Origin of the sequence: Geobacter sp. AOG2 (assembly GCF_019972295.1) — a bacterium.
GTDB lineage: Bacteria > Desulfobacterota > Desulfuromonadia > Geobacterales > Pseudopelobacteraceae > Oryzomonas.
This window is the reverse complement of sequence record NZ_BLJA01000001.1, coordinates 2,428,932-2,448,288: the sequence shown is the minus strand read 5'-3', so window position 1 is coordinate 2,448,288 and position 19,357 is coordinate 2,428,932. Positions and strand designations below refer to the sequence as shown.

Here is a 19,357-nt window from a genome sequence, read left to right as displayed (position 1 = left end):
CCACGGATGCGCTATCTGATTCATCTGACCATACCCTGTCTGCTTAGTCTTAGTGCGATGATCCTGCTCCCCGGTTGCACGGGGGGGCGTCAGGCTTTTAGCACGGGAGAAAAATTCGAAGCCGAAGGCAGATACGAAGAGGCCATGTACAGCTATGCCGAAGCCTTTCGTAAAGAACCCGAGATCGGAGAATACCGGGTACGCTTCCTCAGCGCTCGTGAAAAGGCTGCCGATAATTATTACCGAAGCGGTGTCCAATACTTCAATAACGGAAATTATGTAGCTGCGTTGGAGGCGTTTCAGAACGCCTATGGTCTTGATCCCAGCCAGAATAAATACAAGCAGCAGGTCGAAGCAACCAGGCTCCTGAAGAATGCCCAACTTGCCTATCAGGAAGGGGTCGACTTTGAAAAGGCCAATAAGCTCAAGGATGCCAATCGCGCTTTTCTCCAGGCAGTTTCCCTGCATCCGGACAATAAGGAGTATCAGGCTGCCCTGCGGCGTATTTCCGGTATGCGCAAGAGCAGGGTGGAAGGTTTTGAACTGAACCTCAAATCCTCCAAGCCGATTACGCTCAAGTTTAAGGATGCCAAAATCAAGGACGTATTCAGTATCCTTACCAGGCTTTCGGGTATCAATTTTGTGTTTGACGATGGGGTAAAGGATCAGAACGTCACCATCTACATGGAGAACGGGACCTTTCAGCAGGCGCTTGAACTCCTGACCAACATGTTCAAGCTGGGACGAAAGGTGCTAAATGAAAGTACAGTAATCATCTATCCCAGAATGCCCGACAAGATCAAACAGTATGAGGAAATGGAGGTGCGCACTTTCCATCTCAACTATCTTGAGGCAAAAAAAGCGATCAACCTGATCCGTGGCATGATGCAGGTGCGCAAGATCCAGATTAATGACGATTCCAACTCGCTTCTCGTTCGCGATACCAAGGACGTGGTCGATGTGGTGGAAAAAATCCTCGACGCCAATGACGTCCCTGAACCCGAGGTGGTACTCGATGTCGAAGTCTTAGAGCTGAATGACTCGAATGCCGAGAACGTCGGACTTCTGCTGAGTAACTATAATGTGCAGATGGGGGCCTTTGCGCCGGACGGTACGGCGCTTTCTTCGACGCTCACATCGGCGACGTCGTCGTCATCGTCATCATCGTCAACATCGTCGTCATCAACCATAAGCAGCTTGATCCGCGCCTTTTCGGTCAACGGATATGGTGGTTACCTGACGGTGCCCAACGCCACCTACAATTTTGGTAAAACACTGGTCAAGGGGGAGGTGTTATCAAACCCCAAAGTCAGGATCAAGAACAAGGAAAAGTCAAAGTTCACGGTGGGAACCAGGGTTCCGATCACCACCACGACCACCACGAATTCTACGACAAGCGTGAACGTCCAGTATGTGGACGTGGGGGTTAAGGTAAATGCCGAGCCGACGATCCAACTCAATAACGAGGTCACCATAAAGTTGTCGCTTGAGGTGAGTTCGATCCTTTCCACCGAAACCGTGGGCAGTACGGACAGCGCAACAAAGGTCGTCACCATCGGCACCAGAAACCTTGAGACCGTGCTCAGTCTGAAAGACGGTGAAACCAGCGTCATTGGCGGTTTGATCTCGCGTACGAACAGCGACAGCAAGAGTAAAGTATTCCTGTTGGGTGATCTACCGCTCATCGGGCCGCTTCTCTCCAGTTCCAACGGCAGCAAAGCCAAGACGGAACTGGTCTTGGCGATTACCCCCCGGCTGGTGCGGGGTGTGACGGTGCCGCAGCTTGACCTTTCCGCGTTCATGTCCGGCAAAGAAGACGAACCTTCACTGGCCAGGCCATTGGCGGCCTTCGAAGAGGAGCCGGTCTTTGCGCCGGAATCGAAGGCTTCGTCCCCCTCGGTCGACCATGCACCGAAAGAGCCAGACGCCACGCATTCGGCCCGTTCCATTTCTCCGTTAGCCGCGGCCGTTGAAAAAGAACGTCAGGCAAAGGCCGCTGCCAATCAGGAGCGGATAGCTGCGGAAAAGGCCGAACAGGAACGGCAGACGCAAGTGTCTCCGGCCTCGATGGCGGCAACGCCCTCTCCCGCGGCCGGCGTCGCTCCTCTGGGTGGCCCCGGCGTGGAAGCCGGACAAGGGATCGCACCCACGCGGGGGATGATTCAGGTTACTGCGCCTGCCGCTCTACAGGTCGGTCAGCAGTTCAGCATTGATGTTAAGGTCAGCCTCACACAGAATCTGGCCAACACACCGTTTACCCTGACCTATGATCCGGACAGTGTCGAGTTTATGTCGGCTGTCGAAGGGGCGTTTCTTAAACAAGACGGGAAGCCTACGACCTTCTCGGCTTCGCCGGATGCAGCAAATGGAACAGTCACAGTGACCCTGGCCCGCGTAACAGGAAGCGGGGGGGTCTCCGGTGGCGGGACGCTCGCAACCTTTACCTTCAAGGCAAAGAAACAGGGACAAGCCAATTTCGGGTTCAGTAATGTCAATTTTATCTCTGCCGATGGCGCACCCTTTAGCATGGTGCCGTTCGTAAAACCTGTTACCATAAACTAGGCATTTAGCTGTGATGCCGAGCTCATTAAAGACATGCCGCGGGGTCAGTCTGATCGAGTTGATTGTGACGATGACCATCCTAGCGATACTGGCTTCGGTGGTCATGCCGATGATGCAAATGACCGCCATCCGGTCCCGCGAGCTTGAATTGCACCGTAATCTGCGCGTTATTCGCACCGCAATAGACGAGTTCAAAAAGAGTTACGATAAAGCCGTACTCGAAAAAAAGATCCTGCCGTCCTTGAACAAATCGGGGTACCCGGAAACGTTGCAACAACTGGTGGACGGGTATGATTTCGGCGGTCTTTACTCGACCAAGCAGAAATTCCTGCGCAGGATTCCGGCCGATCCCATGAATCCGCCCAAGCCGGGCGAGGAGCCTAAGTGGGGCATGCGATCCTATGCCGACAACCCGGACTCTGGCATGTGGGGCGGTGAGGATGTCTACGATGTGTACTCATTGAATGAAGGAACGGCGATTGATGGGACGAAATATAAAGACTGGTGAGCACACGATACGGTCGGCCCCGGCCGGTCTGTCGAGCGATAATGGCGGCTTCACCCTGATCGAGCTGATGATCGTGGTTTCGATTATCGGTATCCTGGCGGCCATTGCCGTGCCCAACTACCAGTGGGGCATCATCAAGACCAAAGAGTCAGTATTGCGCGAGGATCTGTACAACCTGCGTTCGACCATCGACCAGTACTACGTCGATCAGGGCAAGTACCCCGACTCGCTTGAAGATCTGAAAACGAAAAACTATCTGCGTGGCATCCCCAAGGACCCTTTTACCAAAGCAGAGGACTGGGTAACTGTCCCGCCGCCGACAGATACGACATCAGCTCCTGCGGGGGCCACGTCCTCCGGCGGAACCCTGTCCCTGGGTAATGTGTATGATGTTCATAGCAACTCGGATCTTGTGGGGAGCGACGGCAAGCCGTATAAAGAGTATTGAGACGTCGTAACTGCCGTCCGACCATGGCACGGCGGCGTACGTTGGTTTGGATAAAGAGATTCTCAACGGGTATGAACAAAATGATCCAACTGCATAACGTATCCCTGGCTTACCAGAAGGACGCCACCGCCCTGAACGATATCAATCTAAGGATCGAAAAAGGGGAGTTCGTCTTTCTGACCGGCCCTTCGGGCGCAGGAAAGACCACATTGCTACGGCTTCTCTACGGCGCGCTCACTCCTACCCGCGGGCAGGTGGTGATCGACGGCCAGAATGTCTCCCGCATGACCGCGTCCCAGATCCCTTTCCTCCGCCGCAGTATCGGCGTTGTGTTTCAGGACTTCAAGCTGCTCCCCACCCGGACGGTTTTTGAAAACGTGTCCATCACCCTTGAGGTCCTTGGCTGGGGGAGGGCGGATATTGGTAAGAAGGTCATGCACGTACTGAAACAGATGGGCATGGAAGGGAAGATAAACCAGACGCCCCAACGCCTTTCCGGGGGGGAACAACAGCGAGTGGCCCTGGCGCGGGCGCTGGTGAACGACCCCAAAATCCTCGTTGCGGATGAGCCGACCGGAAATCTTGACGATGCCAATAAAAATCAGATCCTTACCATATTCAAGGAAGCCAATGTTCGAGGTACGACGGTCGTGGTTGCGACTCATGACCGGCGGCTGATCGATAATTGTCATAAAAGGCTGGTAACCCTCAGCAAGGGAGAAATCGTTGAACAGGTGGAAAAAGAAGGCGTCTCCGGCGAGTCGGCCTAACAAACGCCCGAATCTTGCGGGTGAAGGTTTCGGCGGCCGGCTGGGCTATTTTTTCAGCCGCGCCCTGACCAATATACGGCAGAATATTTTTGTCAATGTGGTTACGGTGGGCACCATCACCCTGGCGCTCCTGATTGTTTCGCTGTTTCTTTTGGTGTTCGTCAACCTTGAGAATGCGGCGGAAAATTGGAGTGAGCGGGTGCAGGTTACGGTCTATTTCGACCGTGAATTGAGCGGTCAGGAACAGGCGGCGCTCCGCAGCCGAATCATGTCTCTACCTGGTGCGGCCCGCATCACGTATGTGTCCCGTGACGAAGCGCTCAAACGTTTCAGCTCCAGGCTTCGGGGACAAGAGACTCTGCTGGAAGGGGTCAGACCCGACATACTCCCCACCTCGTTCGAAATCTCCCTCAAGCGTGAAAATCGCGAAACCCACGGGGTCGAGGCATTTGTCGCCTCTTTGAAGAATATTCCTGGCATCACCGAGGTACAATACGGCGAAGAATGGGTCCGGCGCTTCAATACGTTCCTTAACTTCATGCGGCTGGTTGGAGCATTGCTGGGTGGCTTTCTGGTGATTGCAGTAGTGTTCATCGTATCCAACACCATCAAACTGACCATTTATGCTCGTCGCGATGAACTGGAAGTGATGGCGCTGGTGGGAGCTACGCGCTTCTTCATCAAAGCCCCCTTTTTGATCGAAGGGGTCATACAGGGGGCAGGCGGGGCAATGCTTGCCGTCGGCTTGCTATGGGGGGTATATGAGGGGTTTCTTCACAATGCGGGAAGTTTTCTGACATTCAATCCGGCTGCCTCGGGGCTGGCCTTTCTCCCAACTGAATATGTCGGCGGTATTGCTGCGGCCGGTATTCTGCTCGGTTTGATCGGCAGCCTCACCTCTCTCAAGCGTTTCGTTTCTGCCTGAGCAATGATCCGAATGCTATGCATACTGCTGATCCTCTCCGCGGCTTCCCCGGGGTGGAGTGAAAGTCCCAAGGACGAGTTGAAAGGGGTCAAGCGGGAGATCAAGGCGAAGCGACAACTCATCACCAAGACGCGTAAGGTTGAAGCAGTCGTCTCCACCGAGTTGCAGGAGATAGAACATTCTCTGGAACGAAAGATTGCGGACTTGGGGAGCCTTGACCGCGATCTGAGGAATGTGGAATCGAATCTGGACCGCAGCGGGCGTGCCATTGCGCAGGTCACCGAGGAAACCAACCGGAAGAAACGAGAGATTGAGGGGCGCCTGATCTCGCTTTACAAGGCAGGAGAACTGGGCGCACTCCGCATGTTCTTCTCGGCTGAGTCATTTCCCCAGATGGCGGAGAATATCCGCTACATGCGTTCCATTCTGGAGAATGACAAAAAGATATTTGCGGAGTATAATGCTAAAATTGAGGAATTACGCAGGCTGAAAGCCTCCCTGGAGCAGGATATGGCCAGGAAGGAGCGGATAAAGAACGGCATTGCCCTTAAAAAACACGAGATCGAAGAGGAAAAGCGCAGGAAGTTTGCTTACCTGGTCAAGGTGCGTCAGGACCGCAAGGGGTATGAAACCTCGCTCAAGGATCTCCAGGCCAATGCCTCCCGTTTGCAGGCCATGATCGAACGTCTTGAGGCACTGAGCCGGAGAAAGCTTTCCTCGCGTCATACGAGACCGGGGAGCAAGCTCAAGCCTCTCCCGGAACTGCCGCCGGTGCCGGATCGCGGGTTCGCTTCCCAGAAGGGGCGCATGGCGATGCCTGTCAGGGGTAACATCATTGAGACGTATGGGAAACACAAACACCCTGAGTTCAACTCCTATACCTTTAGCAAAGGGCTCTCCATCGCCGCCGGGGCCGGCACGGAGATCAAAGCGATCTACGACGGCAGCGTGATCTTTGCGGACTATTTCAAAGGTTACGGCAATATGGTAATTGTCGATCATGGCGGGGGGTATTTCAGTCTCTACGCCCACGCCTCGCGGATAACAAAGAAGGTGGGCGCCGAGGTGGCAAGAAACGAGACGCTGGCCACGGTCGGAGATGTGGATTCCGCCAAAGGGCCCATGCTCTACTTCGAGATCAGGTATCAGGGCAAGCCGGTGGACCCGGCGGCTTGGGTGCGGTAACAAGATATATTAAAAAGATATTCATACACGCGGAGGCACAAGATGTTCACAACCGGCAGCAAAAAGAAGAAGGTGGCGTTCGGCTTCGTACTGGTCGTAACCATTCTCGTGGTGTTCATCGGCATCAGCACACAACGGCATTGTGCGGCCGAGGCCAAGGGAAGCGACTACGAGTCAATCGAGCTTTTTACGGATGTTATGGCTATCATCAAGAAGAGTTATGTTGACGAGGTCGATACCAAGAAACTCATCTACGGCGCAATCAACGGCATGCTGGCGTCACTGGACCCTCATAGCTCCTTCATGTCCCCCGAGACCTACAAGGAGATGAAGATCGACACCAAGGGGGCCTTTGGCGGTTTGGGCATAGAGATCTCCATCAAGGACGGCATCCTGACCGTTATTTCGCCTATTGAGGATACGCCCGCTTTCAAGGCTGGCATCAAGTCCGGCGACCAAATCCTTAAGATCGACGACAAATTTACCAAGGATCTGAATATCAATGAAGCGGTCAAGCGGATGCGCGGTCTCAAGGGGACCAAAGTCGTTTTGACCATAATGCGTGACGGTTTTGAGAAACCGCAGGAATTCACGCTGGTGCGCGATATTATTCAAGTCAAGAGCGTGCGTTCCCGCCTGCTGGACGATGGCTACGGCTATGTGCGCATCGCCCAGTTCCAGGAAAAAACGGATGAGGACCTCTCCAAGGCTCTTAAATCCCTTAAAGATGAAAATAAGGGCGATCTCAAGGGGCTTGTCCTTGACTTGCGCAACGATCCCGGTGGTCTTCTGGACCAAGCGGTCCGGGTGGTAGAACATTTTATACCGGAAGGGAAGATGGTCGTGTACACCGAGGGACGTGAAAAGGATTCCAAGATGCAGTTCACGGCCAAAAAGGGCGGCAAGGAGCCGAACTATGCGATTGTCGTGCTGATCAACGGAGGCAGCGCCAGCGCTTCCGAGATCGTTGCCGGAGCTCTGCAGGACCACAAACGTGCCATCATCATGGGGACCCAGAGTTTTGGCAAGGGTTCTGTCCAGACCATTATCCCGCTCTCGGACGATTCCGGTCTGCGCCTCACCACGGCCCGTTACTATACCCCCAAAGGGCGCTCCATCCAGGCCAAGGGTATCACCCCCGATATCGTGGTCGAGCGGCTGGAACTACCCAAAGAAACCGGGGAGAAGAAGGAGTTCATGCACATCCGTGAAAAGGATCTGGACCACCACTTCGAAAACGAAGATAAGAACAGCCAGGGCAACACCAAAAAGGACGATAAAAAGGAAAAGAATGCCCTTCTGAAGTCGGACGACGCTTTGAAGAATGATTATCAGGCCATGCGCGCCCTTGACCTACTCAAGGGGTGGGACATCCTGAAAACGATGGGGACGGAAAAGTAGGTTCCTCGTGCGGGGGTATTCCGGAGACGGGTACCCCCGCACGGGCGAACGGCTTGCCGAGTCACTGTGACCAAACCCCGTAACAAGAGATATAAACAGAGGTCGGGCGGCGGCAGCCGTATCGCAGCAGTGGCCCTCCTGGCCACGATCCTGCTTGCTGTTGGCCTCTATTTCATAATGTCCCCCCGGGGTAATCCCCCCTCGCCCCCACAACCTTCCCGGAACGCCGCGAATCTCTCGCCCACTCCGATCCCGGAGGCGGGCCGTCCCGCATCGCCTGTCGCTCCGCAGCCCGGAGTATCGGTCACAGGTGAAGCGCAATATCCCCACGAAACCACTTCCAAGGAAGAAGACAATAAACCGGCAATCAGCCCGGCCGGTGTTCAAGGAAAGTTGGCGATCATCATCGACGACATGGGGAGCACCCTGCAGGAAGCCCGCGCGTTGGCGGGCATTGGGCTCCCCCTGACCTTTTCCATCATTCCGGGGCTGCATAGCGACCGGGATGTGGCCGGCTTTGCCGCCCGTTCCGGTATCGAGACGATGATCCATATCCCCATGCAGTCCAAGGGGTGGCCTCAGCGCAGGTTGGAAGCCAACGGACTATTGACATCAATGGATGATGCCGCTATCCGTGAACATCTCGGCGAATATACGCGCGAGATTCCTACGGCCATTGGCGTCAATAACCACATGGGGTCCGAATTCACCGAGCATGAGGACAAGATGAGGGTGGTGCTGGAGGAGTTGAAAGGGAAGGGGCTGTTCTTCATCGACAGCGTAACGACACCCCGGACGGTTGGGGCGCGTCTGGCCCGTGAGATGGGGGTAAAGACGGCAAAGCGGAACGTGTTTCTCGACAACGAGCAAAACGGCGCCTACATTCGCGGACAGTTGGCCCAAGCGGTGCGGATGGCAAAGAAAAACGGCACTGCCATTGCTATTTGCCATCCCCACCCGGCAACGATTGCAACTCTGGTCGAAACATTGCCGGCCCTGGCTGGCCAGGGGATAACCCTGGTTCCGGTATCGCAGTTGGTCCGGTAACTTTCTCGTAAACTTTGACGGACGTCAGATGTTTTTCAGCAGGTGCCCCAGTTTGGTTTGTTTGGTCTTGAGGTACTTGCGGTTGTTCTCCGTGGCGACCGCCTCAATGGCGACCCGCTCCACGATATCGATGCCATAGCCCTGCAACCCGATGAGCTTCTTGGGGTTGTTGGTCAGGAGACGGATCTTTGTGATCCCCAGGGCCAACAGGATCTGCGCCCCAATGCCGTAATCCCTCAGATCGGCCTTGAAACCAAGTTCCAGATTGGCTTCCACCGTGTCGCGGCCCCGGTCTTGCAACTCATAGGCCCGGAGCTTGTTGATTAGGCCGATGCCGCGCCCCTCCTGGCGCATGTAGAGGATCACCCCTTTCCCCTCCCGAGCGATCATTTCCATGGCTCGGTGCAGTTGTTCCCCGCAGTCGCAGCGTTGGCTACCCAAAACATCGCCGGTCAGACACTCCGAGTGGACCCGGACCAATACGGATTCACCCTTTGCAAACTCCCCCTTGACCAAGGCAAGGTGATCCAGCTTGTCCACATCGTTTTCAAAGGCAATGGCCCGCCATTCGCCGCCGTAAGCCGACGGGAGGTGGGCCTCGGCCACGGTGCGCACGAGACGTTCGTGCCGCAGCCGATAGGCGACCAGGTCGGCCACGGTACAGATCTTGATTCCATGCTCTTTTGCGAACTTCTTCAATTCGGGCATGCGCGCCATGGTGCCATCGTCATTCATGATCTCGCAGATGACCCCGGCCGGCCGCAACCCAGCCAAACGCGCCAGATCCACTGACCCTTCGGTTTGTCCCGACCGGACCAGAACTCCCCCCTTGCGGGCACGCAGGGGAAAGATATGGCCGGGGCTGACCAAGTCGTCCGGGGTCGCGCTATCAGCGACGGCGGTCAGGATGGTGTGAGCCCGGTCGGCGGCCGAGATGCCGGTGGTAACCCCATGTTTCGCCTCGATGGAAATGGTGAAAGCGGTTTCAAACGGCGAGGTGTTATCCCGTACCATCGGCCGCAGATTGAGGTCGTCGCATTTTTCGGCCGTCATGGTCAGACAGATCAGGCCTCGCCCGTATTTGGCCATAAAATTGATAGTCTCGGGAGTAACCGCCTCTGCCGCCATGGTCAGATCGCCCTCATTCTCACGGTCTTCATCATCGGCCAAGATGACTATCTTTCCCTGCCGGATATCCTCGATTGCTTCTTCTATGGTTGCTATGGACATAGTATCTCCATTCCTTTTTGCTTACATGAATCCATTTTCCGCCAGCGTATGCATGCTCAACCCGGTTCCCTCTCTCCAGGGTTGCGCCAACCGCTCAATATATTTTCCCAGGATATCGGTTTCAATATTGACCGCGGCACCCGGCGCCAGCTTAGCCAAGGTGGTTTTGGCAAAGGAGTGGGGGATCACGGTGACGGTGAATCCTTCTCCACTTACCTCGTTCACGGTCAGACTGATCCCGTCGATGGCCACCGATCCCTTTTTGACCAGATAGCGGGAGAATTGGGTCGGGAGGGTGAAGGCAAGGACATGATAACCTGAAATCTGCTCGATCCTCGCAAGCATGCCACAACAGTCCACATGTCCGGTCACCATGTGCCCCCCCAGGCGGTCTCCCAGGCGCAGGGCGCGCTCTAGGTTGACTTTGCTCCCGGTCTTCAAGGATGCAAAAGTGCTTTTGGAAAGGGTCTCCGGCGAGACGTCGAAGGTCAAAACTGTGCTACCGATGTTGGTGACCGTAAGGCAAATGCCGTTGACCGCCACCGAGTCTCCCAAGGCGATCTCACCCATGGGGAGGGAGGTTGAAACGCCGAGTACCGCCGCCGGGCCGCCATGCCTGAAGGAGGCGACCGTGCCCACATCCTCGATCAGGCCGGTGAACATGGCGCTTCTCCCGGCCAGGCATGGATGACGATGTCCTGGCCGCTCCGGGTAATTTGGCCGAATTGTAGCCTGATCGCCTGATCCATACTGGTGATCCCGCGCAGGGTAAAGGGGGCGAACCCGTCGCTGCCGATGATCTTGGGCGCCAGGAAAAAGACGAACTCGTCAATGACGCCGTTTTGGAGCATTTCCCCCGCCAGCCTGCTTCCCCCCTCAAGGAGAATGGATTGAATCCCCCGTTTGCCGAGTTTTTGCAGAAGATCAATCATGGAAACACGGCCGTCGTATTCGTCACAGACGATAACCGTGGCGCCTTGCTGGAGATAGCGAAGATGTACCCGAGGGTTGCTCTCGGTGGTGGCGATGATGGTATCGTGGGCCATGCGTTCGCTGAGTACGTCCACGCTCTCCGGCGTCCGCAAGCGGGTATCCACGATGACTCTGAGCGGATTGCGTCCCTTGACGTGGCGTACCGTCAATTGAGGGTTATCGGTTATGATCGTATCGACGCCGACCATGATGGCATCGTTCGTTGCCCGTAGCCGGTGCGTATAGCGCCGGGAATCCATGCAACTGATCCATTGGGATTCGCCGGTGACGGTGGCGATATTACCGTCCAGGGTCATGGCGCATTTGTAGGTGACATAGGGAAGGCCGGTGGTGATGTGTTTGATGAAGGGGCGGTTGATAGCCCGGCACTCCGGCTCCATGAGGCCGTGTTCCACAATGATGCCGGCCTTGCGCAGCATGGCGAAGCCCTTTCCCGCCACCTGCGGGTTGGGGTCTACCATGCCGGCGACCACTCGCCTCACGCCGGCGGCGATCAGGGACGCGGCGCAGGGTGGCGTGCGGCCGGTATGACTGCACGGTTCCAGCGTCACATAAACGTCGGCGTCTTGCGCCTCGGAGCCGGCCATGGTCAAAGCGTTTATTTCTGCGTGGGGCTGGCCGGCCTTTTGATGCCACCCTTCTCCAACGACGCGGCCTGCCTTGACAATAACACAACCCACCGCAGGGTTGGGCGACGTCTTGCCGATCCCCTTGCGGGCCAGGGTGAGAGCCCGTTTCATATGGCGCTTGTCATGTTCACTCATTTTTTGAGCAGCTCCTGTAGTTCCTGCATGAATTCGCCAATGTCACGGAACGAACGGTAGACGGAGGCGAAACGGACGTAGGCGACCTCATCCATGCTGTGCAACTCCTTCATGATCCATTCTCCGATGGTGGTGGTGGATATTTCGCGCTCGGAAGACTCCTGGAGCTTGCCTTCCAGGCGGTCCACGAGGCGTTCGATCTCGTCTACGGATATGGGGCGTTTCTCGCAGGCCTTTTTGATGCCGGCGATGATCTTCATTCGGTCGAAAGGCTCTCGGCGGCCATCTTTTTTGCATACCAAGGGAAGCATCTCCTCGATACGCTCGTGGGTGGTAAAACGCTTGGCGCAAGCCTCGCATTCGCGACGTCGCCTAATGGTCGCTCCCCCCTTGTCGGGCCGCGAGTCCACAACCTTGCTGTCGGGATGGCTGCAAAAAGGACATTTCACGTGCCGTCACCTCCACTATTAGTCTCGGTAAAGTGCACTGTGCTGATGCCGCTCTCGGTGATCATTTCCCGGGCAAGGTCGTCGGCGTATCCTTCTCCGTAGACGATGGCGCGGATACCCGCATTGATGATCATCTTGGTACAGATGATACAGGGCATGGTCGTGCAGTAGAGGGTGGCGCCGTCGATATTGGTGCCGTGACGCGCGGCCTGGATGATGGCGTTTTGTTCTGCGTGCAGGCCGCGGCACAGTTCATGGCGTTCGCCCGAAGGGACGCGGAGCCGCTCTCTCAGGCACCCGGTGGCACCACAATGGCTGATACCGGAAGGGACGCCGTTATAGCCTGTGGCAAGGATATTGCGGTCTTTGACAAGAATCGCCCCGACCTGTCGGCGCAGGCACGTGGAACGTGTTGCGACCAGGCGGGTGATGTCCATGAAGTACTGGTCCCATGATGGGCGGGGCATAGATGCAGTCTCTTTTTACTCAAATAGGTTTAATGAAATAAAATACTCCAATATATTAGTGAGGTCAATATGTAAGGATGGGTAGGATGAACAGGGTTGGGGAATTCCTGAAAACGATCCGGCCGGGTGGTTCCTCGCGGGCGGTACCTATGTAATGATGTGTTGTAGGCGAAGGTCTTGCAATTTTATCACACGGATGTTACTATTTAGCAGTCTGGGGTCGAGAGTGCCAGCACTCGGTAGGCCGCTTCAGAAATTATTGGGTAGGAGAGCGGATATGGTTACACGTCTTCCGGTTGTAGCCGACAGTTTGACCTTGTATCTTTCCGAGATCAGGAGGTTTCCCCTTCTCTCGGAGGAAGAAGAGCACCGCTTTGCGGTAAAGTTCTTCGAGGAAAAGGACCTGGAAGCGGCACACTCGCTGATCACGGCGAACCTGCGTTTCGTAGTCAAGGTGGCAGCGGAATACCGCCATTACGGACTAAAAATGCTCGATCTGATTCAGGAAGGGAATATCGGCCTGATGATGGCAGTGCGCAAGTATAACCCCTATAAGGGTATTCGCTTGATTTCCTATGCGGTTTGGTGGATACGGGCCTATATTCAGAATCATATCGTCTCCGCTTGGAGTCTTCTTAAAATAGGTACTACCCAGGCGCAACGCAAGCTGTTCTTCAAGCTCAGGGAGGCGAGGGACGCTATCCGCAGATTGGGCGATGGTGAGGACGATGTCCATGCCACGGCGCTATCGCTGAATGTGACCGATCAGGAAGTTGTGGAAATGGAGCAGCGCCTCCATGGCGAGGCTTCATTAGATGCCGAAATTTCCGGGGGTGACGGCTTTACACTGCTGGAGAATCTGGCGGATGATCGGAAAAATCAGGAAGAGGCCTTGTCCGAGTTCCAGGAGGGGCAGCAGCTTCGTCAGCAAGTGGCGCATGCGGTTGCCGGGCTGAACGAGAAAGAACGCTACATTGTGGAGAAACGGATCAGTGCCGACGACCCCATGACCCTTCAGGAGATTGCCACCCATTTCTCCATCTCCCGGGAACGGGTGCGCCAGATAGAGGAGGCTGCGTTGAAAAAGATGAAAACCGCCCTTGCTCCTGTACTTTGCGCTGCCTGATGGAGGCTGGCCGGGCTGGGACCTCATCCTGATATCGGGATGGCCTGTGAATAATTTTTTTGTAAATTAAAAAAGCTCTTGACTTTGCCGGCATGTTTCTATAAATAAACAAATTCTGTTTTCGCGATAAAAGAAACAAGTGCTGGCGTAGCTCAATTGGTAGAGCAGCTGACTTGTAATCAGCAGGTTGCGGGTTCGAGTCCCATCGCCAGCTCCAGCGAATTCATTTAATTTAAGAATTAGCACCGTTCTCCCTGGAGGGATTCCCGAGCGGCCAAAGGGAACAGACTGTAAATCTGTCGTCGTACGACTTCGGAGGTTCGAATCCTCCTCCCTCCACCATACAATCATCGGAAGCCGGCAGCAGGATGTGAATCCAGGAGACGAAGGTCGTTTGAACTGGTCAGGATCGAGTTGGATGGTTTCCAAATATCTTCATCTGGTAGCGCGGGAGTAGCTCAGTTGGCTAGAGCATCAGCCTTCCAAGCTGAGGGTCGCGGGTTCGAGTCCCGTTTCCCGCTCCAGTTATCGCCCACATAGCTCAGGAGGTAGAGCACTTCCTTGGTAAGGAAGAGGTCTCCGGTTCGAGTCCGGATGTGGGCTCCATTTCTTTTCGGCAACACCTAACTAATTGTGTGCAGGTAGACAAAACAAAAGGCAATATTGAGGAGGGCCTGTTATCATGGCGAAGGCTAAATTCGAGCGTAACAAACCGCATGTAAACATTGGCACGATAGGTCACGTTGACCACGGCAAGACCACGTTGACTGCTGCTATCACGAAGGTATTGGCAGGCAAGGGCCAGGCCGAATTCAAGGCATTCGACCAGATCGACAATGCCCCTGAAGAGCGTGAGCGCGGTATCACGATTGCGACTGCGCACGTTGAATACGAAACGGACAAGCGTCACTATGCGCACGTTGACTGCCCGGGCCATGCCGACTACGTCAAGAACATGATCACGGGAGCCGCGCAGATGGACGGTGCGATTCTGGTCGTGTCCGCCGCCGACGGTCCCATGCCGCAGACTCGCGAGCACATCCTGCTTGCCCGTCAGGTAGGCGTACCCTACATTGTTGTTTTTCTCAACAAGGCTGACATGGTTGACGACGCCGAGCTTCTGGAGTTGGTCGAGCTTGAGATTCGCGAACTTCTGTCCAGCTACGACTTCCCCGGTGACGACATTCCCATCATCAAAGGTTCGGCCCTCCAGGCGTTAAACGGCGAGAAGGGTGAACTGGCCGAGCCGGCCATCTTTGCTTTGATGGACGCGGTCGACAGCTACATCCCCAACCCGGAGCGCGCCATCGACAAACCGTTTTTGATGCCTGTCGAAGACGTCTTCTCCATCTCCGGTCGCGGTACCGTTGCCACCGGTCGTGTGGAGCGCGGGATCGTCAAGGTAGGTGAAGAAGTCGAGATCGTCGGTATCAAGGCGACTGCCAAGACCACGGTAACCGGCGTTGAAATGTTCCGCAAGCTGCTGGACGAAGGTCGTGCCGGCGACAACATCGGCGCCCTGCTTCGCGGTGTCAAGCGTGAAGACATCGAACGCGGCCAGGTGTTGGCCAAGCCGGGCAGCATCACCCCGCACACCAAATTCAAGGCCGAGGCTTACGTCCTCACCAAGGAAGAGGGTGGTCGTCATACCCCGTTCTTCAACGGATACCGTCCGCAATTCTACTTCCGTACCACGGACGTGACCGGCGTTGCCGAACTTCCTGCAGGCATTGAGATGGTCATGCCCGGTGACAACGTAGCCATGACCGTGAAACTGATCACCCCGATCGCCATGGACGAAGGTCTTCGTTTCGCTATCCGTGAAGGTGGCCGTACCGTTGGCGCCGGCGTCGTCAGCTCGATTATTGAATAATTTTCCGTACGCCGCTGTGGACTTCTCCGTCCGCAGCGGCGTCATTGTTAAAGGAATAGTCAAATGAGAGACATTATTACCCTGTCATGCACCGAGTGTAAGCAGAAAAATTACACAACCACCAAGAACAAGAAGACCAAGCCCGAAAAGCTTGAGTTCAGTAAGTATTGCCGCTTTTGCCGTAAGCATACTCCTCACAAGGAATCCAAATAATCGTTGTTTTTCGGGCGTGCAGGCCAGTAGCTCTAACGGCTAGAGCGCCGGTCTCCAAAACCGGATGTTGGGGGTTCGAATCCCTCCTGGCCTGCCATTTTTCCCATCAGCGTTCAGCAAGAGGGATGTCGCCACGATTTGGCGCGAAACCAAAACGGTTTGTCGGTCACTACAGGAGTTCACGTGCGAAACGTAAAAACTTTTCTTGAATCAGTTAAGATCGAGCTTGACAAGGTCACTTGGCCAAGCCGCAAGGAAACAATGGCGACGACCGGTGTCGTGGTTGTCATCATCCTCCTTATCTCGATCTACCTGGGGGCTTGCGATATCGTCCTGGCCAAGCTGATGCGGCTTATACTGGGATAAAAGGATTTATTATGTCCAAAAAGTGGTACGGGGTTCACACCTATTCTGGATTTGAAAACAAAGTCCGCTTGAATCTGTTAGAGCGCATAAAGAACGAAGGTGTGGAGGATTTCTTCGAGGAGATCCTGATTCCTTCCGAAACTGTTGTTGAATTGAAAAAAGGTGAAAAGAAGACCTCTTCCCGCAAATTCTTTCCGGGTTATATCCTCGTCAAGATGGAGCTGACCGACGAGACGTGGCATATTGTCAAGGAAACAGCCAAGGTTACCGGTTTTGTAGGCGGCAATACGCCGTTTCCTATTAGCGATGAAGAAGTGAATAAGATTTCCCGCCGGATGGAAGAGGGGGCTGAAAAGCCGCGGCCGAAGGTTCAGTTCGAGGTCGGTGAGACCGTACGGGTTATTGACGGTCCCTTTCTCAACTTTTCCGGGATTGTTGAAGACGTCAAGCCGGACAAGGGAAAGTTGCGCGTCACGGTTACTATCTTTGGCCGGGCGACGCCGGTTGAGCTTGAGTTTATGCAGGTAGAAAAGAATTAGCCCGCTGAGAGCATCAGTCAATAGAATCAGATAAACGGCATTTGTCACACAAAGGAGCACCATAATGGCAAAGAAGATTACAGGCTATATCAAGCTGCAAGTACCCGCTGGCAAGGCTAATCCCTCACCTCCCATCGGGCCGGCGCTTGGCCAGCACGGCGTCAACATCATGGAATTCTGCAAGGCGTTCAATGCCAAGACCCAGGCGGATGAAGGCACCATTACCCCGGTTGTCATCACAGTTTATGCCGACCGTTCTTTCACGTTCATCACCAAGACGCCTCCGGTCCCGGTCCTGATCAAGAAAGCCTTGGGTATTGCGAGCGGCTCTGCTGTCCCCAACAAAACCAAGGTCGGCAAGCTCACCAAGGCCCAGGTAGAAGAGATTGCCAAGAAGAAGATGCCGGACCTCAACGCAGCTTCCGTCGAAGCCGCCATGAGAACCGTTGAGGGAACCGCCCGCTCCATGGGCGTCGATATCGTCTAGTCACGGGCTTATATTTAAAAAGAACCAGAGAGAGGTTGTATCATGTCGAAGAGCGCGAAAAAGCATACTGCGGCCATGTCTCAAATTGACAGGACCAAGGTGTATCCCCTTGGGGCCGCCCTTGATGTTGTCAAGCAGACCGCCTATGCCAAATTTGACGAAACCGTTGATGTCGCCGTGAAGCTGGGTGTTGACCCGCGTCATGCCGATCAGATGGTCCGCGGGGCGGTTGTCCTGCCAAATGGTCTGGGAAAGAACGTGCGCGTTCTGGTGTTCGCCAAAGGGGAGAAAGAAAAAGAAGCCCTGGATGCGGGGGCCGACTATGTCGGGTCCGATGACCTGGTGGCGAAGATTCAGGACGGGTGGTTTGATTTCGATACCGCCATCGCAACGCCCGATATGATGGGTGTTGTCGGAAAGATCGGCAAGCTGCTCGGACCTCGTGGCCTCATGCCGAACCCCAAGGTCGGTACCGTCACCTTCGAGATCAGTCGGGCGGTTAAGGAATGCAAGGCCGGTAAGGTCGAATTCCGTGTCGAGAAGGCTGGCATCGTCCATGCCCCGGTCGGCAAGGTTTCCTTTGACGCCGAGAAGCTCAAGGGCAACGTGCTGGCGCTCGTGGAGGCGCTGGTCAAGGCCAAGCCTTCGGCCGCCAAGGGCACCTATATCAAGAAGATATCCGTCTCCTCGACCATGGGAGCCGGGATCAACCTCGATATCAGCGAAGTGACTGCGCAAATATAAGCTGTCCCGTTGTAACGTTTATGCAGCCAAAGTCAAAGACAGCAGGCGCCAGTAACGCTTAATCCGGTGATGTGGCCGGACCTGCCGAGACTTGGGTAACGTAAGGTTTTTTCCTTGCGCTTCCTGACTTTGGCCGGGGCTAAGCCCCAATACCAAAAGAAAGGAGGAAGTCGCTTGAACAAGAATAGCAAGCAGGAACTGGTAACTGAGATGCATGAGCGGCTCACGCGTGCGAAGGCGGTCTTTTTGGCCGATTTTCGCGGTATGAGTGTGGGCCAGGCCACCAGCCTTCGTAACGAACTGCGTGGCGCATCCGTAGAGTACAAAGTATTCAAGAATACTTTACTCGATCTGGCCGCCAAGGGTACGGAAGCCGAACCGCTTAGTCCCTATCTGGCAGGGCCGACCGCTGTCGCCATCACGTATGATGACCCGGTCAGTGCAGCCAAGGTGCTCAGCAAATTCGCCAAGGATCCCCAAGGCAAGTTTGTCCTGAAGGCCGGCGTTCTTTCCGGCAAACTGCTGGATGTGAAGCAGATCCAGGCGCTGGCAGACCTGCCCCCGCGCGAGGTTCTCATCGCCAAGATGCTGGGCTCCATGCAGGCGCCCGCCACCAACTTTGTCGGTGTGCTCGCGGCACTGCCGAGTTCGCTGGTTCGCGCCCTGGACGCCATTCGCGCACAGAAAGCCGGAAACTAGCTACCAAATTAACCAATAAGCTACATTAAACCTATCGGAGGACTATTTACATGGCTATCACCAAGGAAGAAGTTATCAGCTTTATCGAAAATATGACCGTTCTTGAGCTTTCCGAGCTCGTTAAGGAACTTGAAGACAAATTCGGCGTGTCCGCCGCCGCTCCGGTTGCCGTTGCCGCTGCTGCCGGTCCCGCCGCCGCTGCTGAGCCTGCTGAAGAGAAGACTGAATTCGACGTCGTCCTCAAGGCTGCCGGCGCCAACAAAATTAATGTCATCAAGGTTGTTCGCGCACTGACCAGCCTCGGCCTGAAAGAAGCCAAAGACCTGGTCGATGGCGCTCCGGGCACCGTCAAAACCGGCGTTTCCAAGCAGGAAGCCGAAGACGCCAAAAAACAGCTGGTTGAAGCCGGCGCCGAAGTAGAGATCAAATAGTAGGCCGTACTTTCATAGAAATGTAAGCCAAGGTCGCCTTGAGCGGCCTTGGCTTGTGCTGTTTCAGCAAATCCCCTCCCGTTCTGGTAGTCTGTAAATCCGGCTGGTTGCATGGTTTGCCGGATGTCTT

The 19,357-nt window shown here is 55.1% G+C and carries 22 protein-coding genes and 5 tRNA genes; 22 read left to right on the top strand and 5 right to left on the bottom strand.

Annotated features, from left to right (window positions below; translation table 11 throughout):
- Positions 1 to 6: 6 nt before the first annotated feature.
- The 8 genes from LDN12_RS11175 (at position 7) to LDN12_RS11140 (ending at position 8,846) form a co-directional block, all read left to right on the top strand.
- Positions 7 to 2,562: a cohesin domain-containing protein gene (locus tag LDN12_RS11175; RefSeq protein WP_223922746.1), complete on the top strand. Its 2,556-nt coding sequence runs from the start codon at positions 7 to 9 to the stop codon at positions 2,560 to 2,562.
- Positions 2,563 to 2,575: 13 nt separating this feature from the next.
- Positions 2,576 to 3,070, top strand: coding sequence for a type II secretion system protein (locus LDN12_RS11170; protein WP_223922745.1), 495 nt, complete (start codon positions 2,576 to 2,578; stop codon positions 3,068 to 3,070).
- 67 nt (positions 3,071 to 3,137) lie between these two features.
- Positions 3,138 to 3,518: a prepilin-type N-terminal cleavage/methylation domain-containing protein gene (locus LDN12_RS11165; protein ID WP_238482127.1), complete on the top strand. Its 381-nt coding sequence runs from the start codon at positions 3,138 to 3,140 to the stop codon at positions 3,516 to 3,518.
- Between the two features lie 80 nt (positions 3,519 to 3,598).
- Positions 3,599 to 4,288, top strand: coding sequence for a cell division ATP-binding protein FtsE (ftsE, locus tag LDN12_RS11160; protein ID WP_223924056.1), 690 nt, complete (start codon positions 3,599 to 3,601; stop codon positions 4,286 to 4,288).
- On the top strand, positions 4,245 to 5,213 hold the full coding sequence (gene ftsX / locus LDN12_RS11155; protein WP_223922743.1) for a permease-like cell division protein FtsX: 969 nt from the start codon (positions 4,245 to 4,247) through the stop codon (positions 5,211 to 5,213). Before ftsE ends, ftsX begins: the two co-directional genes overlap by 44 nt.
- 12 nt (positions 5,214 to 5,225) lie before the next feature.
- A complete protein-coding gene (locus LDN12_RS11150; protein WP_223922742.1) occupies positions 5,226 to 6,398 on the top strand; it encodes a murein hydrolase activator EnvC in 1,173 nt (390 codons plus the stop codon).
- Between the two features lie 42 nt (positions 6,399 to 6,440).
- Complete coding sequence (locus LDN12_RS11145; protein ID WP_223922741.1) at positions 6,441 to 7,799, top strand: S41 family peptidase; 1,359 nt, start codon at positions 6,441 to 6,443, stop codon at positions 7,797 to 7,799.
- Positions 7,800 to 7,865: 66 nt separating this feature from the next.
- Positions 7,866 to 8,846: a divergent polysaccharide deacetylase family protein gene (locus tag LDN12_RS11140; protein ID WP_223922740.1), complete on the top strand. Its 981-nt coding sequence runs from the start codon at positions 7,866 to 7,868 to the stop codon at positions 8,844 to 8,846.
- A 24-nt stretch (positions 8,847 to 8,870) separates the two neighbouring features.
- Here the strand turns inward: LDN12_RS11140 and LDN12_RS11135 are convergent, their stop codons facing one another.
- From LDN12_RS11135 to LDN12_RS11115, 5 genes are read right to left on the bottom strand one after another with little or no spacing between them, the layout of a single operon-like run.
- Positions 8,871 to 10,076: a bifunctional 3,4-dihydroxy-2-butanone-4-phosphate synthase/GTP cyclohydrolase II gene (locus tag LDN12_RS11135; RefSeq protein ID WP_223922739.1), complete on the bottom strand. Its 1,206-nt coding sequence runs from the start codon at positions 10,074 to 10,076 to the stop codon at positions 8,871 to 8,873.
- Positions 10,077 to 10,097: 21 nt separating this feature from the next.
- Entirely contained in the window at positions 10,098 to 10,739 is a 642-nt protein-coding gene (locus tag LDN12_RS11130) for a riboflavin synthase (protein WP_223922738.1), read from the bottom strand.
- Positions 10,724 to 11,833, bottom strand: coding sequence for a bifunctional diaminohydroxyphosphoribosylaminopyrimidine deaminase/5-amino-6-(5-phosphoribosylamino)uracil reductase RibD (ribD, locus tag LDN12_RS11125; protein ID WP_223922737.1), 1,110 nt, complete (start codon positions 11,831 to 11,833; stop codon positions 10,724 to 10,726). Before ribD ends, LDN12_RS11130 begins: the two co-directional genes overlap by 16 nt.
- Positions 11,830 to 12,282 carry a transcriptional regulator NrdR gene (gene nrdR, locus LDN12_RS11120; protein ID WP_223922736.1) on the bottom strand — a complete coding sequence of 151 codons (453 nt, stop codon included), beginning with the start codon at positions 12,280 to 12,282 and terminating at the stop codon, positions 11,830 to 11,832. The genes ribD and nrdR overlap by 4 nt, the downstream gene beginning before the upstream one ends.
- Positions 12,279 to 12,749, bottom strand: a complete 471-nt coding sequence (locus tag LDN12_RS11115) for a cytidine/deoxycytidylate deaminase family protein (RefSeq protein ID WP_223922735.1) — start codon at positions 12,747 to 12,749, stop codon at positions 12,279 to 12,281. The genes nrdR and LDN12_RS11115 overlap by 4 nt, the downstream gene beginning before the upstream one ends.
- Before the next feature lie 277 nt (positions 12,750 to 13,026).
- Between LDN12_RS11115 and rpoH the strand changes: the two genes are divergently transcribed.
- The 14 genes from rpoH to rplL all read left to right on the top strand — a co-directional run bounded on the left by rpoH (position 13,027) and on the right by rplL (position 19,227).
- On the top strand, positions 13,027 to 13,875 hold the full coding sequence (gene rpoH, locus LDN12_RS11110) for an RNA polymerase sigma factor RpoH (protein ID WP_223922734.1): 849 nt from the start codon (positions 13,027 to 13,029) through the stop codon (positions 13,873 to 13,875).
- A gap of 141 nt (positions 13,876 to 14,016) precedes the next feature.
- Positions 14,017 to 14,092, top strand: a tRNA-Thr gene (locus LDN12_RS11105).
- Between the two features lie 39 nt (positions 14,093 to 14,131).
- A tRNA-Tyr gene (locus LDN12_RS11100) sits at positions 14,132 to 14,217 on the top strand.
- A 105-nt stretch (positions 14,218 to 14,322) separates the two neighbouring features.
- Positions 14,323 to 14,399, top strand: a tRNA-Gly gene (locus LDN12_RS11095).
- A gap of 6 nt (positions 14,400 to 14,405) precedes the next feature.
- Positions 14,406 to 14,481 (top strand) — tRNA-Thr (locus LDN12_RS11090).
- Positions 14,482 to 14,557: 76 nt separating this feature from the next.
- Complete coding sequence (tuf, locus tag LDN12_RS11085) at positions 14,558 to 15,748, top strand: elongation factor Tu (protein WP_223922723.1); 1,191 nt, start codon at positions 14,558 to 14,560, stop codon at positions 15,746 to 15,748.
- Positions 15,749 to 15,811: 63 nt separating this feature from the next.
- Positions 15,812 to 15,961: a 50S ribosomal protein L33 gene (gene rpmG, locus LDN12_RS11080; RefSeq protein WP_223922733.1), complete on the top strand. Its 150-nt coding sequence runs from the start codon at positions 15,812 to 15,814 to the stop codon at positions 15,959 to 15,961.
- 20 nt (positions 15,962 to 15,981) lie between these two features.
- Positions 15,982 to 16,058, top strand: a tRNA-Trp gene (locus tag LDN12_RS11075).
- Between the two features lie 86 nt (positions 16,059 to 16,144).
- Positions 16,145 to 16,327: a preprotein translocase subunit SecE gene (gene secE / locus LDN12_RS11070; RefSeq protein WP_223922732.1), complete on the top strand. Its 183-nt coding sequence runs from the start codon at positions 16,145 to 16,147 to the stop codon at positions 16,325 to 16,327.
- An 11-nt stretch (positions 16,328 to 16,338) separates the two neighbouring features.
- The gene (nusG, locus tag LDN12_RS11065) at positions 16,339 to 16,866 is read left to right on the top strand and encodes a transcription termination/antitermination protein NusG (RefSeq protein ID WP_223922731.1); all 528 of its coding nucleotides are present in this window, start codon (positions 16,339 to 16,341) and stop codon (positions 16,864 to 16,866) included.
- Between the two features lie 64 nt (positions 16,867 to 16,930).
- Entirely contained in the window at positions 16,931 to 17,353 is a 423-nt protein-coding gene (gene rplK, locus LDN12_RS11060; protein ID WP_149209882.1) for a 50S ribosomal protein L11, read from the top strand.
- A 42-nt stretch (positions 17,354 to 17,395) separates the two neighbouring features.
- Positions 17,396 to 18,097, top strand: a complete 702-nt coding sequence (gene rplA / locus LDN12_RS11055) for a 50S ribosomal protein L1 (RefSeq protein ID WP_223922730.1) — start codon at positions 17,396 to 17,398, stop codon at positions 18,095 to 18,097.
- Positions 18,098 to 18,271: 174 nt separating this feature from the next.
- Positions 18,272 to 18,796 carry a 50S ribosomal protein L10 gene (rplJ, locus tag LDN12_RS11050; RefSeq protein ID WP_223922729.1) on the top strand — a complete coding sequence of 175 codons (525 nt, stop codon included), beginning with the start codon at positions 18,272 to 18,274 and terminating at the stop codon, positions 18,794 to 18,796.
- A gap of 50 nt (positions 18,797 to 18,846) precedes the next feature.
- A complete protein-coding gene (gene rplL, locus LDN12_RS11045; RefSeq protein ID WP_223922728.1) occupies positions 18,847 to 19,227 on the top strand; it encodes a 50S ribosomal protein L7/L12 in 381 nt (126 codons plus the stop codon).
- Positions 19,228 to 19,357: the final 130 nt, after the last annotated feature.

Coding starts and splice junctions, on each gene's coding strand:
- LDN12_RS11150 (WP_223922742.1), top strand. CDS start 5,226: ATGCTATGCATACTGCTGATCCTCTCCGCGGCTTCCCCGGGGTGGAGT.
- nusG (WP_223922731.1), top strand. CDS start 16,339: ATGTCCAAAAAGTGGTACGGGGTTCACACCTATTCTGGATTTGAAAAC.
- LDN12_RS11170 (WP_223922745.1), top strand. CDS start 2,576: ATGCCGAGCTCATTAAAGACATGCCGCGGGGTCAGTCTGATCGAGTTG.
- ribD (WP_223922737.1), bottom strand. CDS start 11,833: ATGAGTGAACATGACAAGCGCCATATGAAACGGGCTCTCACCCTGGCC.
- LDN12_RS11135 (WP_223922739.1), bottom strand. CDS start 10,076: ATGTCCATAGCAACCATAGAAGAAGCAATCGAGGATATCCGGCAGGGA.
- rplL (WP_223922728.1), top strand. CDS start 18,847: ATGGCTATCACCAAGGAAGAAGTTATCAGCTTTATCGAAAATATGACC.
- LDN12_RS11115 (WP_223922735.1), bottom strand. CDS start 12,749: ATGCCCCGCCCATCATGGGACCAGTACTTCATGGACATCACCCGCCTG.
- rplK (WP_149209882.1), top strand. CDS start 16,931: ATGGCAAAGAAGATTACAGGCTATATCAAGCTGCAAGTACCCGCTGGC.
- LDN12_RS11175 (WP_223922746.1), top strand. CDS start 7: ATGCGCTATCTGATTCATCTGACCATACCCTGTCTGCTTAGTCTTAGT.
- LDN12_RS11130 (WP_223922738.1), bottom strand. CDS start 10,739: ATGTTCACCGGCCTGATCGAGGATGTGGGCACGGTCGCCTCCTTCAGG.
- LDN12_RS11165 (WP_238482127.1), top strand. CDS start 3,138: ATGATCGTGGTTTCGATTATCGGTATCCTGGCGGCCATTGCCGTGCCC.
- rpoH (WP_223922734.1), top strand. CDS start 13,027: ATGGTTACACGTCTTCCGGTTGTAGCCGACAGTTTGACCTTGTATCTT.
- ftsE (WP_223924056.1), top strand. CDS start 3,599: ATGATCCAACTGCATAACGTATCCCTGGCTTACCAGAAGGACGCCACC.
- LDN12_RS11145 (WP_223922741.1), top strand. CDS start 6,441: ATGTTCACAACCGGCAGCAAAAAGAAGAAGGTGGCGTTCGGCTTCGTA.
- tuf (WP_223922723.1), top strand. CDS start 14,558: ATGGCGAAGGCTAAATTCGAGCGTAACAAACCGCATGTAAACATTGGC.
- rplA (WP_223922730.1), top strand. CDS start 17,396: ATGTCGAAGAGCGCGAAAAAGCATACTGCGGCCATGTCTCAAATTGAC.
- rpmG (WP_223922733.1), top strand. CDS start 15,812: ATGAGAGACATTATTACCCTGTCATGCACCGAGTGTAAGCAGAAAAAT.